General features: G+C 34.1%; 8 protein-coding genes. 5 read left to right on the forward strand and 3 right to left on the reverse strand.

The genetic code is table 11. The annotated features are described in order from the left end of the window. Positions 1 to 99: 99 nt before the first annotated feature. Together BW942_RS06780 and rsgA are read right to left on the reverse strand one after the other, a co-directional pair. Positions 100 to 2,562: a hybrid sensor histidine kinase/response regulator gene (locus BW942_RS06780; protein ID WP_001211616.1), complete on the reverse strand. Its 2,463-nt coding sequence runs from the start codon at positions 2,560 to 2,562 to the stop codon at positions 100 to 102. Between the two features lie 361 nt (positions 2,563 to 2,923). Beyond that, the gene (gene rsgA, locus BW942_RS06785; RefSeq protein ID WP_000082164.1) at positions 2,924 to 4,003 is read right to left on the reverse strand and encodes a ribosome small subunit-dependent GTPase A; all 1,080 of its coding nucleotides are present in this window, start codon (positions 4,001 to 4,003) and stop codon (positions 2,924 to 2,926) included. 965 nt (positions 4,004 to 4,968) lie between these two features. On the opposite strand from rsgA, the gene BW942_RS06800 reads away from it, so the two are divergent. The 3 genes from BW942_RS06800 to BW942_RS06810 all read left to right on the forward strand — a co-directional run bounded on the left by BW942_RS06800 (position 4,969) and on the right by BW942_RS06810 (position 11,022). Further along, positions 4,969 to 8,376 (forward strand): alpha/beta fold hydrolase, encoded by a 3,408-nt coding sequence (locus BW942_RS06800; protein ID WP_000615085.1) that lies wholly within the window; start codon positions 4,969 to 4,971, stop codon positions 8,374 to 8,376. 46 nt (positions 8,377 to 8,422) lie between these two features. Next, entirely contained in the window at positions 8,423 to 9,991 is a 1,569-nt protein-coding gene (locus BW942_RS06805; RefSeq protein ID WP_000031208.1) for a GMC oxidoreductase, read from the forward strand. 320 nt (positions 9,992 to 10,311) lie between these two features. After that, positions 10,312 to 11,022: a class I SAM-dependent methyltransferase gene (locus BW942_RS06810; RefSeq protein ID WP_001183580.1), complete on the forward strand. Its 711-nt coding sequence runs from the start codon at positions 10,312 to 10,314 to the stop codon at positions 11,020 to 11,022. Positions 11,023 to 11,807: 785 nt separating this feature from the next. Here the strand turns inward: BW942_RS06810 and BW942_RS06820 are convergent. Continuing rightward, positions 11,808 to 12,476, reverse strand: coding sequence for an LIC13197/LIC10919/LIC10469 family protein (locus BW942_RS06820; RefSeq protein ID WP_001984079.1), 669 nt, complete (start codon positions 12,474 to 12,476; stop codon positions 11,808 to 11,810). Between the two features lie 463 nt (positions 12,477 to 12,939). Between BW942_RS06820 and sph the strand changes: the two genes are divergently transcribed. Together sph and BW942_RS06830 are read left to right on the forward strand one after the other, a co-directional pair. Beyond that, positions 12,940 to 14,616 (forward strand): sphingomyelin phosphodiesterase, encoded by a 1,677-nt coding sequence (sph, locus tag BW942_RS06825; RefSeq protein WP_011172385.1) that lies wholly within the window; start codon positions 12,940 to 12,942, stop codon positions 14,614 to 14,616. 360 nt (positions 14,617 to 14,976) lie between these two features. Further along, positions 14,977 to 15,627 carry a hypothetical protein gene (locus BW942_RS06830; protein ID WP_000744954.1) on the forward strand — a complete coding sequence of 217 codons (651 nt, stop codon included), beginning with the start codon at positions 14,977 to 14,979 and terminating at the stop codon, positions 15,625 to 15,627. Positions 15,628 to 15,706 lie beyond the last annotated feature (79 nt).

Raw genomic sequence — 15,706 nt, forward strand, 5'->3', positions numbered from 1 at the left:
ATGATCTACAGAAAGCAAAAAATTTTTTGAACATATATTTACGACGAAAGAGAATCCAAAATTTTTTTACGTAAAATTTACACTCAATAAAATTGCTACTTACAACTTCCAATGAGAGACGTCTACTCGATTAGACCATAAATCAAGAGTACTTTTAAGAATTGGCAAATCCAAAGGTTTAGTTAAACAATCATTCATTCCTTTAGAAATATATTTTTCTTTACTACTTTCAATTGCATCCGCTGTCAAAGCGATGATAATAGGAAATTCCGAATTTTGATTTTTTGAACGAATCCATTTTGTAGCTTCAATTCCATCCACTTCCGGCATATGAATATCCATAAGAATTATATCAAAAGCTTCCAACTGCATTCTTTCAATTACTTCCCTACCGTTATGCACTACCGTCGGATCATATCCTAATTTTTTAAGAGCTCTTTCGATCAAAAGACAATTCGTTTCATTATCCTCTGCAACCAGAATTCGAGTGCTTTTAGCAACAACATCTTGAAAAGATTTTTCCAGATCCTTAGTCTTTTCCGCTTCAAGAATTTTTTCTATTTCCAAAGCTGAAGGAATATCATAATCAATCGTGAACGTAAACTTAGAGCCCTCACCATCCTTACTTTCTAATTTCAAAACTCCACCTTGAAGTTCCACGAGTTGTTTTGTGATGCTAAGTCCCAAACCAGAACCTCCGAACTTTCTGGCGGTAGACGTATCATTTTGAGAAAACGCTTCGAAGACTTGTTTTTGTTTTTCCAAAGGAATTCCGATTCCTGAATCCATAACCGTAAACTCTATGGATACGCTACTTTTAGAAATATTTTTTTGAGTCACCTTAAGAACCACTTCTCCGCGACTCGTAAATTTAATTCCATTACCTGCAAGATTCCATAAAATTTGTCGAAGTCTAAGAGGATCTCCATAAACGTATTCTTGAATTTCTAATTTACCTTCTAAACGAAAATTGATCTCTTTCTGTTTTGCAAGAGGATATAAAAGATCGTGAATTTCATCCAAAACAGAACGAATCGAAAAAACTTCTCTTTCCAAGATAACTTTTCCAGCTTCAATTTTAGAAAAATCTAAAATATCGTTGATAATTTGTAACAACGATTTGGCGGAAACAGAAAGAACTTCGACATATTCTTTTTGTTCGTCGTTGAGTTTAGTTGTTCCCAAAAGCTGAACCATTCCTAAAACGCCGTTCATCGGAGTCCGAATTTCGTGACTCATGTTTGCAAGAAAATTACTTTTGACCTTAGAAGCTTTTTCGGCGACCTCTTTGGCCTGTATTAATTCCCATTCAGTTTCTCTTCTTTGTTGAATTTCTTTTTTAAGGAGTACAATGTTTTTATGAATCTCAGATTGTAAACCATCCTTAAGTCTAAATTCCAATTCTTTAATTCTCTGGACGAGCATAACCGAAAAAAGAACGGACTGAGAAATAAACGCCAATTTTAGTAGATGAAGCGAAAGATAATCGATCGAAATCGCTCCGAACGTACTTAAATTTGTGAGGATTCCAGCGACAGGAAATACAAGATGAATGATTAGAAAATTTTTTGCAGACTTAAAACCACCTCTAATTCTCACAATACAAAAATAAACAATGATTAGATTATTAACCAATCCCAGATAATACGAAATCCGATTTAAGTGAGTAGGATAAAAAATGGAGAGAGGTATTAAAAGCAAATTGACAACTACATATAAAAATATTATAATTTTTACATATCTTTCTTTTTTTTCAGGATATAAAAATTCCATAGAAAAAAGAAAAAGAAACAAAGCGGAAGTATAAAAAAGGACCAGTATAAATGGAAGATAATATCTTCCATAATTTGGTTTAAAAAGAGGAGAAATTAATCCGTCCCAAGAAGTCAAATAAACCGTAGAAAATAAAATCATAATAAAATAATATAAGTATGATCTCGTTCTAAAAAACATGTACAATGAAAAATTATACAAACCCATCGCGATTCCAAACCCTAAGGTTAATCCGAATAGAATCGCTCTAAATAGTTTTGTAAAATTGAAATTTTCTTCCGACTCCAACACAATAGGAATTCGCATAGGAGTTCCACTTTTGATCTTACAAACGATTTGAATTTCTTCCCCAGGACGAAGGTAAAAATTGAGTGCAGGAAAACTTTTTTCGTAAACACGACTTGTTCCCGCGAGAATTTCATGAATTGAATCCTTAGAACCGTATCGATAGAAAATATCTACTTCTTCCAAATAAGGATTAAAAATTTCGAATTCTCCTCGGTAATCTTTTTTGGTATCGTTTTTTAAAGGAATATAAAACCAGGCAGTATTACTTGTAAAACCGAGTGAAAACACTTCTGCAGGAATGTTTTGAAAAGAAAGAGAAGAATCCTTTGCAAAAATTCTTTCTCGAAAATTTTCATCCGAGTCACTGCTAAAGTAATATACAAAAAAACTTAAAGAAGAATCTTTCTGTAATTGTGAAATTTTTCCCGAAACCGGAGATAAAGACTCGGCCATTAGAGAATAATGAAATAGAAATATGATATATAATAATAAAAATCTCATATTCAAAAAAGTAAAAACCGAAAAACTGGGAAAGGCGATTTTGGATCTATTCTACGAAATCTATTTTAGGAGTAAAAATCTTTTTTTACTCCTATTGATTTTATCATGAATTTTGAGACAAATCTCTTCTTTAACGTAAAATTCCAACATTCTATTCTATAAATTTAAGTAATAAAAAAGGGATTCTTAAACTTGAAAATTAAAATAGAGTCATTAAAAAATGAATTCTCTATTTGTTTCTGTTTTATGGAAACGTTCGATTGAAGCAGTTTTGTTAATCGGCCACTATGGAATTTTTTAACAAATCTATTATTTAATAAAAAAATTCCTAAACACGAAGTGACGTAATCTGTAAAAGCTACTATTTTCTACCCTTATCCTTAAGTCTCTTTTGTAAAGCTTTGGACATTTGTTTATCTTTTTGTTTTTTCTTTCTCGCTTCTTCCGGATCGTTCAAGGCCTGATAAGCCATTAATTCTTTCGAAAGTTTTAAATAAGAAAAGTATCTAGCTTCACTGATTCTTCCATCTTTTACGGCCGCTACAACTCCGCAATTGGGTTCTTCATTATGAGAACAATCGTTAAAACGACATTCTTCCGCAGCCACTGCAATTTCCGGAAACACTTCCTCAAGTTCGTCTTCGCTTCCTTCTGAAAACAAACCTACTTCTCTGATTCCCGGATTGTCCATAAGAACCCCACCCGAAGGTAAAAGAAACAGTTCTCTGCGAGTTGTAGTATGTTTTCCGGTTCCATCGGAAACTTTTACCTCATTGGTTTTTTGAATCTCTCCACCTAATAAAGAATTAATGATAGTAGATTTACCCGCGCCCGAAGATCCTAAAAATGCGATCGTTTTTCCCGGATCGATCCATTGCAAAATTGTTCGAGTCTGTTTTAGATCCAAAGCTGAAATCATTTCGATCGGTGTTTCTCCAGCGATCATTTTAATTTCCATAAATTTATTTTCAGGATCCATACAAAGATCCTTTTTATTTAAAACGATCGTGACTTGTGCCCCACTAACCTTGGCCAAGAACAAATAACGTTCTATTCTTCTCGGACTATAATCGTTATCTAAACCCATAATCACTAATAAAAGATCTATGTTTGACGCAATCGCCTGGGAACCTTTTCTTTTTCCTGGATTACTTCTTCTTAGAAAAGTTTTTCGGGGAAGAATTTTTTCTACGATACAAAGTTCATCTCCTTCAATTTCTCGTATGAGTACCCAATCTCCAGTTACAATTGATTCCCCAGAAGCCATCAGAGCACCAGAAAAAATACCTTTCTTTTCGCCCTGTTCTATTATAATTTTTGAATATTCTCCGTAAACAGCAAGTACACGTCCAGGTTTTAAACCTTCAAGAAGTTTCGGTTCTTCTAAATAAATGCTCGGATCCCAACCATAAGACATTAGGATTGAATTTGGTTGTGACATATTTTTTCCTCTTTTTAGATTCTGAAAATTTAGATTTTTAAAATAAAATTAAACAACTATATAAATTTTATTCATCAACCTTTCGAACTTTGAATCCAAAGTCAATTCTAAGAACAATATCCAAGAATCTAAACTCGGGTCCATACTTGATTAGGAAAATTAAAAAGCCTGCTTCAAAACCATTTAATGTGAGAACTATTACAATATTTTTGCATGATTCCCCATTTACAAACTGTATGAGACAAAATCGGTGGGAACTCATACGCTTTTACAAACAACAACTTAGAGCTTGTCACCTCAAAGAATTTTATGAGATAATTTTTTAGAAATTTTTAATAAAATGCAGTAGTTCCACAATTAGGCAGCATTGACAATTTACGAACTTTCAAGCAGTTCTAATCTCGCTAAATTTTCGTAGTAGTTCCCGTATTATGAGGTTTTGAGACCGGCTCTTAGTATTTTTTTTAAATGGGGAGTTCCCACAGATTACGTCTACTCAACAGTTATAAGCTTTTATAACTGTTTTTATTGCAGTTTAAAATTATATGAATTCCTACATCTTTAAAATCTTACTGTAGATCTTTAAGTTGTAAGAGCTCCCACATTTTTAAATTTCACGATAAATTCTAACATTAGAATACACAGAACAATTCTTAGGTAAACGAGGACAGACAATCTCATTGATAATTTATTTCCAGTTTATCAATTGAGTTTCGAAATAAAAATTCTACATAACCATGTCCGATTTTTCGGGAGAAGTTCAAATCAAATATTTCGTAGTAACAAAAAATAACGCAAGTCGTCATTTACCATGAAAATAGTTGAAAAATCAGCTAACATAACTTATCCGAATATTTAAAACCTATTTATAGAAAATTAAAATATTCAAAGTTACATATCGCTATTTTTCTTGCAATATTTCTCTTTTTTGAAAATGTTCTGCCAATTTAATCCAGGCAAAAACATTGATTCAGAAAATATCTCAACCCATCGAAAAAATTAAAAATCAATACGAAGCGGTCGTAATCGGATCCGGTTATGGCGGGGCAATCGCAGCATCTAGGCTTTCCAGAGCCGGAATCGAGGTCTGTCTTTTAGAAAGAGGCAAAGAAATCAGGCCGGGAGAATTTCCGAATAAAGAAATCTCTGCTTTAGAAGAAGTACAAGCAAACTACGAAGATAAACAAATCGGCCCTAAAAATGGTCTGTTTGATTTTCACTTTAACAAGGATATTAACGTTTTAGTAGGTTGTGGCTTGGGAGGCACTTCGCTTATCAATGCTAACGTAAGCCTTAGAGCAGTTCCGGAAGTGTTTCAAGATCCGGCTTGGCCTAAAAATATTCGAGAAGAAGCAAGTAAACATGGATTTGATCCGTATTATTCTCTTGCTGAAGAGATGTTAAGACCAAACCCCATCCCGAATCAATATCGAAATCTCGCCAAACACCAAGCACTGAAAACATCCGCTTCTTTTTTAAAGAAAGAATTTTATCCTACTCCGATTAATGTAACGTTCCAATCCAAAATCAATCACGTTGGAGTCAAACAAGAAGCTTGTACAAATTGTGGAGACTGTGTAACCGGTTGTAACGTATCTTCTAAAAATACAACTCTGATGAATTACCTCCCAGATGCAGCAAATTTCGGCGCTCAAATTTTTACGGAAGTAAAAGTAAGTTATATTGAAAAACAAGAAGATTCTTGGCTGATTCATTTTGTTCCACTTGGACTCGATCGGGAAAAGTTTAGTAAAGACGAATTATTTATCCGCGCTAAAACAGTAATTCTTTCCGCAGGCTCTTTAGGTTCTACTGAAATCCTACTTCGCTCCAAAGAAAAAGGACTCAACGTTTCCGACTCTGTAGGAGTTCGTTTTAGCGGAAACGGAGATATGTTAGGTTTTTCTTATAATGGAAATACTACGATCAACGGAATCGGCTTTGGTTCTAAAAAAACAAACACAGAAGTAGGCCCTTGTATCACTGGAGTCATCGATACACGTAAAGGTGCATCTTTAAATGAAGGAATGATTATAGAAGAAGGTTCTATCCCAGGTGCAATTCGAGGTCAATTACCAGAAATTTTTGCGATTGCGTCTAAACTGACAGGAGTAAAAACCAAAAAAGGTTTTTTTCAATGGGTAATTGAGAAAATTAGAATATTCTTAAGTTTTATTTTAGGTTCTTATAGAGGCGCAGTTAAAAACACTCAGACTTATTTAGTAATGGCGCACGATGGGAATGACGGAAAAATGTTTCTTCAAAATGATCGTTTGAGAATTTCCTGGCCGAACGTTGGTAAAAAACCGATTTTTGAAAAAATCAGTACGATACTAAAAGAAGCTACTGTTCCACTGCAAGGAACCTATATTAAAAACCCTGTATGGAATCGTCTAACGGACCAGGATTTAATTTCCGTCCATCCTCTCGGCGGTTGTCCAATGGGAGACGACGCTTCCACTTCCGCAGTCAATGAAAATTGCCAGGTTTATTCCGGCAAAAGCGGCAAAGAAACGTATAACGGATTGTACATCATGGACGGTTCTGTAATTCCTAGATCCTTAGGAGTCAATCCATTACTTACAATCTGTGCTATCTCAGAAAGAGCCTGCGAAAAACTAATCTCTCAAAAAGGTCTTACAATCAATTACAATCTTCCTTCATATCCTAAACATACAAACGTCCCAGATGAAAAAACATTAGGCATAGAATTTACAGAATGTATGAAAGGTTTTTTTTCCACTCAATCCAAAGAAGACACAGAAAGAGGTTATCAAATCGGTAAGGACGAAGGCTCTTCCATAGAATTTTTACTTACGATCCGAAGCGAAAACCTAAATGAAATGATTAGTAATCCGGATCACAAGGCAACGTTATTCGGCACTGTAAAAGCTCCTGTTCTTTCCAAAGACGTAATCACTGTAACAAACGGAGAATTTTTACTTTTTATTTCTAGAGAAGACGAAGTAGAAACGAGAAACATGGTTTATCGTATGATTCTCAATACGGAAGAAGGCAAAAAATATCTTTTTGTAGGAGCCAAGTGGATACAAAACGACGGACTTACAAACATCTGGAGAGATACAAGCACGCTTTTTACTACGATTTACGAAGGTGAAACAGAAAATTCTCCTGTTTTAGGAAAAGGAATTTTACACATTCTTCCAGAAGATTTTGCCAAACAAATGACCACGATGAAAGTCATTCATGCAAAATCTCTAATAGACACAATCCAAGGATTAACCAAGTTCGGTTCTTTTTTTGCAGGTGCACTGTATGACGTTTATGGTGGAGTAGCAAGTTCCATTGTTCCTTGGGATAAGGACGCAAGACCTAGAACCAAAAGACCTTTGAGGGTTTCTTCTCCCGAAGTTCATTTTTTTAAAGCAGAAGACGGAGCCAACTTAAGACTTTTAAGATATAAGGGTGGTAACAAAGGACCAGTTCTGTTATCTCCTGGGTTAGGCGTCTCTAGTTTGATTTTTAGCATCGATACGATCGATACAAATCTTTTAGAATATCTTTTTGAAAATCAATACGACGTTTGGCTTTTTGATTATAGAACTTCGATTGCTCTTCCTTCGGCTCCTCTTCCAAACACAGGAGACGCGATCGCTACCAAAGATTATCCAGCTGCAGTTAACAAAGTAAGAGAACTCACCAAAGTAGATAAAATTCAAGTAGTAGCTCATTGTTTTGGCGCAACTACATTTACGATGGCGTTACTCTCTGGTTTAGAAGGAGTTCGCTCCGTAGTGCTGTCTCAAATTTCTGCGGATGTAGAAGTTCCCACCTCGATGGATATTAAAGTAGGATTTCATACTGCGGAAATTTTAGACGCCCTTGGAATCAAAGATATGACCGCGTATACGAGCAATCACGACGATTGGTTGGATCGATTCTTTAACAGCGTTTTAGCGTTACAACCTCAGTCCCTTTTTTCTCACGACGTAAACCCGGTTAGTAGAAGAATCTCCTTTCTTTACGGTAGTCTCTATAGATTAGAAAATTTGAATGAAGAAACCTATCGTTACGGTTTGGGAGAAATGTTCGGAGTTTCAAACATCAAAGCGTTTGAACATTTATCTAAGATGATCCGCGCTCATAAGGTAGTAAATTCAGAAGGACAAGACGTTTACGTTCCCCATTTGGATCGGCTCAATCTACCAATCACGTTCATTCACGGAGCGCAAAATCGTTGTTATCTCCCAGAAAGTACAGAAACAACTTACAAAAAACTAATCGATCGATTTAACCCAAATCAGTACAGACGTCACGTAATACCTGACTACGGGCACATAGATTGTATATTTGGAAAAGACGCCTACAAGGACGTATATCCATTTATACTACAGTCTTTAAATCGATATTAAAGAATTTTGAATTTTATAAATTTATAATTTTATTTTACAGGAAAATATGTCAAAAGATAATACTCGTTACGACGCAATCGTTATTGGCTCTGGATTTGGTGGTTCCATCAGCGCCTTAAGACTTTCAGAAAAAGGCCAAAGGGTTTTAGTATTAGAAAGAGGAAAAAAATATTCTCCCGGAGATTTTCCAAGGGACGTACGTAAAATAGACAATCTTCTCTGGCGTTATCCCAAAAAGAAAAAGTCTTTGGGTTTATACGAACTCAATTTTTTTAGTGGACTCGGAACCGTAACCGCTTCCGGTTTAGGCGGAGGTTCCTTGATCTACGCGAATATTCATATCCGTCCCGATCATAAGGTTTTTGAAGATCCTCGCTGGCCAGCTCCGTTTAACAGAGATTATTTGGATCCCTATTTTGATAAAGTTGCCTCTAAATTTGATGTAAAACCGGTTCCACCAGAATGGGATCTTCCAAAAAGAAATAGATTTAAAGCCGCTGCGGATTTAAACAGACATACTCATTTTGATCCGGATGCAGCTGCAAGTTGGCTAAAACCTTCCAGACCAGGACAATCTACTTGCATACGTTGTGCGGAATGTGAGTTCGGATGTAATCACGGAGCTAAAAACACATTAGATTTTAATTATATTGCAGACGCCGAAAAAAACGGTGCCGTGTTTCAAACCAATTCCCTAGCATCTCATATAGCCCCAGATAGTCAAAACGGTTACGTAGTTTATTATGAAAATACGGAAACCGGAGAAAAAAAATCGGTATATGCTAAAAGGGTCATACTTTCCGCAGGAACGTTAGGTACAAATAGGATTCTTTTTAACAGCAGAGACAGATACAAAACCCTACCAAATCTAAGCAAACAACTTGGAAAAGGATATTCTGGAAATGGGGACTTTTTAGGCGGAATTGAATCGAGTAAAAGTGAACTCATACCTTGGGACGGACCGGACGTAACTACCGTAATCAATTATTTTCCACAAGGATTTCAATTTACAATGGCAGCGCCTACGTTCAGTCAACCGGTAATGTCAGTACTTGCTTCATTAGGAATTGCTAAACCGAATTGGTTTTTAAAGCTGATTGGTCCTATCTTTTGGAAAAGTTTGAAATGGATTCTTCCTTTTGTATTTAAAAAAGGATTACTTTCCAAACCTCTACCACCTGGTCTTCCGGGAGCGGGTAATCCAAACTATATGACAAATCTATTTGCCATAGGAAGAGACAATGCAAATGGGAAAATCGTACGTCGTGGCAAAAACATAGACGTGAAGTGGAAGTATTCTAAAGAAAACCAAACCCTCATTCAGAACATGACTGCTTCTATGCAGCAGATAGGAGACGCATACGGCGGACAGTTCGGTCCGTTAGCTACCTTTTTGTTATTCAATCGGATCATCTCAGTTCATTCTTTAGGAGGTTGTATTCTTTCCGCCAATCCGGACAAAGGAGTTGTATCCGAAACGGGAGAAGTATTCGGTTATAAAAATCTATTCATTGCCGATGGATCTGTAATTCCTTCTTCAATCGGATTTCATCCTGTGATGACAATTTCCGCCGTGGCCGAACATACTGCAGCTTCCATCTGTGCCGGATTATAATCCGGCATTAAAAGTAACGTTGTTACTCAGAACTATAAAATTGAGTACGCAGTATTTTGCTATAAAACAGTACTTTATAATAAAAATCTGCGGTACCCGATTTGATAGGGATCGGTAATGATCTCTATCAAATTAAAATTAACACTATGAATTTTTATCTCATAGTGAAAAACATTGGATATCCTATTATATAGAATTATCTTATATATTTTTTGAATACAAGAACACTCTAATATATTTTCAGAATCTACTTGAAGAATTTAGATAGAAAATAAATTATTCCTTTATCGGTGAATTCTAAACATAAGAGAGGGCGAAACATGCAACAAGATAAACTATATATTGATCTTGGTATGTCCGAAAATCAATACAGCAAAGAAATTATTGAAGGACAACAGGTTTATACTCCTAGTTTTTTGAGGTTTTACGATCTAATCGTTTTGCACATTATCAGTACATGGTTCTGGCGCTGCCCTCCTCAAAACATGATCGATTTGTATGACAAAAATGTAAGTGGCAATCATTTGGATATAGGGGTAGGAACTGGTTATCTTTTACAAAAAACAAAATTTCCAGTAGAAAAACCAACCATCTCGGTGATGGATTTAAATCCGAACACTTTGATCAAATCTAGAAGAAGACTTTCTAACATCGCGGGACAATTCAAGGCTTATAGAGCAAACATACTAGAGCCAATTCACATAACGGAGAAATTCGATTCAATCGGACTGAGCTTTTTATTTCATTGTGTTCCTGGACCGATTCGCAAAAAGGCTTCCACCGCATTTAAAAATCTCTTAGAAATCCGCAAACCGGAAGGAGTAATCTTTGGGTCCACTGGTTTATACGATCTAGGTCAAACCCATTTTTTATCTAGGATAGGAATGAAACGATTAAATCGAAATGGAGTGTTTCATAACACCGAAGACACTCTTCCAGATTTAGAAGCGGCGCTTAAAGAGAATTTTAAAGAATATGAATTGTATGTGATTGGTGCGATTGCATTTTTTGTGGGGAAAAAAGCCAAATAAAAATATTCAAAAAATTAAATTAGTAAAATACAATATATATAGAAACGAAAAACGTTTATCTCCAAAAAGCTTTTTTATAAAGTCAAACGAACTTTTGACCAAAAATGAAACATCAACTCTGTCTCAAAACTGGGACAGGGTTTCTTACAGCCTGGTCTTTCCAATAAAGCAAAATTAGGTTTTTGTAGAGGTTGTAAGTTAATTTTAATATATTAGAGTTGTTAAAAGATGAATTCTCCATCGTTTCTATTTTATGGAAACGGTCAATTGAAGTAGTTTTATTAATCGCCGTTATGAAATCTTTCAACAACTCTAATATGTATCCTTTCATATTAAAACTTAGGATCGATTCTTCTTTGGTTTAATTTAAGAAGTTGTCCTAAAATCTCAAAAGACATAAACGATAGTAATTTAAAAATTTCTAATAGAATGCTAAAACCCACAACAGATTACATTACATCTGGACATTCGCAAACCTTTTAGTAATTCTTATCATCAAACCTTAGTAATATTTAACGTGAATTCAACGTAAGCAAATCTGGTTGCCACAGGCAATAGGACTTCGCTCTCAGTCCTAGTCAATAAATTACATTAAAAAAACATTATATTCCATTTCGTCTTTGTTTCAATTGATTATAGGACGCAATTGTTGAACGTCCATAGAAGCGAGACGCTACGTTTGTAAGAGCGTTCTGCTTTAGTTCCTCGCATTGATCCCTTTCACGTTAATCCACATTATTTAGGTTTTAGAACAAAACTCTCAATAATTTTTGATTCGAATACAGTCAAATCAAACCGATCGGAACCGCCCATCTCCCATGTTGCGACATAGTAATCCAAAATGGTTTTCTTTTTTTCAGAATATCTTGGAATTCTGTTGAGATATTGTTGCAAGCTTCTAAACCGATCCGATAATTCCATATTTGAAAAAGATCAACTAAAATATCATCTGCATCAAATGAAATTTCTTTTTTATCTTTTGCTTTTTGAACGTGTGGATCTAAATTTTCGACCCAAAGATTGATCGCTCGATCCACGGGTAGTTCTGAAAAATCTTCTTCTAATAAATTTCCATGTTCCAGATCGGATTCAATTCCAGGAATTTCTTTCGGGCCAAGATCTGTCTTACTCAATTTACCTTGACCCTTGCAAGAAGCGAGTCCATAAGCATACGCGACATCAATAGGATCTCCACCATAATACCAGGAAAAATCCAAAGCAGCGATCTTGTTTTGTTCGGTACAGAATTGAATTGCAGTGTTAATTCTGGAAATAAATTCTTGGAGTATTTCTTCTTTAGGAAGCGAAGAAAGTAATTCTTCTGCACGGGTCAAAAATTGTTTTGCGTTGTTTTGAACGAGCCATTCTTTAATTCCATTTTCCCGATTCGTAAAGCGGATCGGGTACAGATTGACGGTCCATTCTTGGATGACTTGTTCTCTTTGATCACTCATAAATTCATTTTCCTTTCGGGATATTTTTTTAATTCTAATAAATCGAATTTAAACTTTTAAACCTAGAACGTTCATAAAGTTTTCCAAACCAATCATAAAAATTTTAATAACCATTTTTAATCAAATTTATTTTAACAAAAAATATATTTTATATAAATAATATAGAATATTCAAAAGTAAAAATATAAATTATTTTTATAGAAAGAGAATTTATTTTAAATCTAATTATGCCAACAAGAAATCAATTCGTTTTAAATTTGCTTACACAAGTAGTGTATAAAAATCCATCTCTATAAAGTTTTCAAAAAAATGTCTCTTTCCAAATTTTGAATCATACTGATTTTTATATAATAAAGTGTCATGAAATTTAAGCCAAATTTCCACTTAAGACGGAATTTGGACATTCTATTATATAACTCTGAGCAATATTAAATACAATAAAATCACATATGGAGAATGTTATATGAAAACAAAACGAAATCCCCTTCTAAACAAATGCAAAAAACCAAACAAATTTAAATATAGAAACCTATTAATTGGGCTTTTACTATGTTTATTCCCTCTAAATTGTACATTTAAAGATTCATTAGTATACAATAAATTTTTAATGTATATTTCATTTTCACATAAGAATTTAAATTTTGAATTAGAGAACATCAATTCAACTAGAAAGACCCTTTTACCAAAGTCAGAAATAGATTTAAATATTCTCAGTTATAATCTTTTTTTATATTCAAAAGAAGATATATATTTTGGATATTGGGAAGAAGAAAAAAGGGCGGAGCTTCTTGGAAAATCAAAATTTACAAAAAATCAGGACGTCATTGTACTCAGCAGAGTGTTTGATACAAATGCACGAAATACTCTCCTAGACAATCTTAATTTAGAATATCCTGACCAAACCGACGTAATCGGAAAAACTAAGTATGGTTGGGATCAAACTCTCGGAGATTTTAGACAGCAGATCAACAACGGAGGAGTTGTCATTTTAAGTAAATGGCCTATTCAAGAAAAGATACAGTATATCTTCAAAAATCATGGATGTGGTAATGACACATTCTACAATAAGGGTTTTGCTTACGTAAAAATTAAAAAAGGAAGTCAGATCATTCATATTGTAGGAACCGATACTCAATCGGAAGATTCGACATGTTCCGATTTAGGGGTAAATGCAAGAATCAATCAGCTCACTGAAATTAAAAAATTTATCGATTCAAAACGTATATCCAACAAAGAAATCGTATTGATCGCGGGAGCTTTGAACGTAGACAAAAGTAATCAATCTGAATATAAGAATATGCTTAATATACTAGAAGTAAACGAACCAAATTATGCAGGAATTCCATTTACATGGGACACGAAAAAAAACAAGATCGCTGCTTATAATAATATCTATTACTCCTGGAACCAGACCTCAAATTACGGGGAATATATACTCGTTTCCAAAAATCACTTTCAACTTCCGATTTGGCAGAATTTAGCGTATGATCCGATTTCACCGACTACGTGGAAAAGAAAAAATGGATATACAAGTTATGAATTTTCTGATCATTTCCCAATTTATGGTTTTGTTTACGCCGACCCTTCCACTCCTACAAAGTCAGGACACAGAAGAAAATACGATCAAGTTTCCTTAATAGCTAAATATACCGGAAAAGCAATACAAGTGGATCATAATAGACCAGACGGATGGTTAAAAGCAGATGGAACTGCAAAAGAAAAAGGAACAGAATTTACAAAATTCAATTTACTGCAAGAATACGACCCTGATTCAGACACCTTTTGTATGTTAGGTGGGCGTGTAAGAATCGAATCTTCTCAATATTTAAATTACTTTTGGACTTGGTGGCTTAGAGGAGGAGGAGGTAACTATGCCTATTATCCTAAATTTGATGATAGCTCCAAACTACTCGAAATGATAATAATACGTCAAGGATGTTTAGAAGACGAAAGTTTGGTCGTATTTAAAGATTTTGATACATACGGGAAATACTATTATTTTCTTGCAGTCTGGGAAAATGGAAGTTGGAAAGATTATATCTATCTTTGGTACACAAATGCCCAACCAAATTCGTACTTTATTGCTAAATTAAATACCTCACCTGAAAGAGATTGGAGCAAGGATCTAATTTATCGTTAGATTTTATTTTACAAAAAGGAAATAAGATTTTTGTTTCCTTTTTGTAATATTTATAAAAAGGAATTGATTTTTTACTACTTTACTTGATTCTAACGGTTTCAAATTTATAAACGAAGTTTTATAAAATTATTTTAGATAAAAACTGACTATAATAGAGTTGTTGAAAAATTCCCTAGTTCCGATTAACAAAACTGCTTTAATTGCCGTTTCCATAAAATAGAAACAGATGGAGAATTAATTTTTCAACAATTCTAATAAAGAAACAATTGATTTCGTTTTCAATATCATTAAAATAGTTTCAGAATAATATAAAAGTTTAATATTATTATTTTTAATATTTAAACTAAAAGATACATTCAAATGAAAAAACAAACGTTTTGGACAGGTATTCTACTTATCTTTGCAGCAATTACCTTCTGGATCAGTTGGTTTCTGATGCCTGATCCTGGCACTACGGACGCGCGTCATATTCTCGAAATTGTAAAAGTATCCAGAAATTTCGTTTGGTATTCTGCAATCACACAAATTGTGTCCTCGGTTTGTTATATAATCGCATTATTCTCATTAGCTGACCTTATCACCTCACAGAAAAAAACGACATTATCCGGATTTGTTTTATTTGGAATCGGAGTGTTAGGAATGTGCTCTGACGCGTTCTTTCATTTATTAGCTTACTACATGACAGACGATTCAGTATTCATCCAAGAAAACGTAATTATCATAATGAATTTTATGCAGACAAAAGGAGTAATTATACTCGTTCCTCTTCTACTGTCTTTTTTTATTGGAAGTCTAATTTTAAGTATAGGTTTAAAATTACAGAACGTAATTTCTAAGATTCCAATGGTCGTTTTCCTAATTGCAATTTTCGCCGGGATTCCGGGCGCCGTGATTATAAATAAGATTTTTCTCTATAAAAGATCAATTGTTTCCCTGATAATTTTAGGTACATTTGCTATAGGCCAAGCATGGATAGGCTTGGAAATAATTTTAAGAAAAAATAATAAATAAAAGTAAAATATTAAAAATTATAAATATTATTTATTCTCAAATAGATTTTTCATTTCTATGAACTATTACTCTAATAACA

Origin of the sequence: Leptospira interrogans (assembly GCF_900156205.1) — a bacterium.
GTDB classification, from domain to species: domain Bacteria; phylum Spirochaetota; class Leptospiria; order Leptospirales; family Leptospiraceae; genus Leptospira; species Leptospira interrogans.

Excerpts from the sequence above, each read along its gene's own strand:
- BW942_RS06820 (WP_001984079.1), bottom strand. The coding sequence starts at position 12,476 with ATGAGTGATCAAAGAGAACAAGTCATCCAAGAATGGACCGTCAATCTG.
- BW942_RS06830 (WP_000744954.1), top strand. The coding sequence starts at position 14,977 with ATGAAAAAACAAACGTTTTGGACAGGTATTCTACTTATCTTTGCAGCA.
- BW942_RS06810 (WP_001183580.1), top strand. The coding sequence starts at position 10,312 with ATGCAACAAGATAAACTATATATTGATCTTGGTATGTCCGAAAATCAA.
- BW942_RS06805 (WP_000031208.1), top strand. The coding sequence starts at position 8,423 with ATGTCAAAAGATAATACTCGTTACGACGCAATCGTTATTGGCTCTGGA.
- sph (WP_011172385.1), top strand. The coding sequence starts at position 12,940 with ATGAAAACAAAACGAAATCCCCTTCTAAACAAATGCAAAAAACCAAAC.
- rsgA (WP_000082164.1), bottom strand. The coding sequence starts at position 4,003 with ATGTCACAACCAAATTCAATCCTAATGTCTTATGGTTGGGATCCGAGC.
- BW942_RS06780 (WP_001211616.1), bottom strand. The coding sequence starts at position 2,562 with ATGAGATTTTTATTATTATATATCATATTTCTATTTCATTATTCTCTA.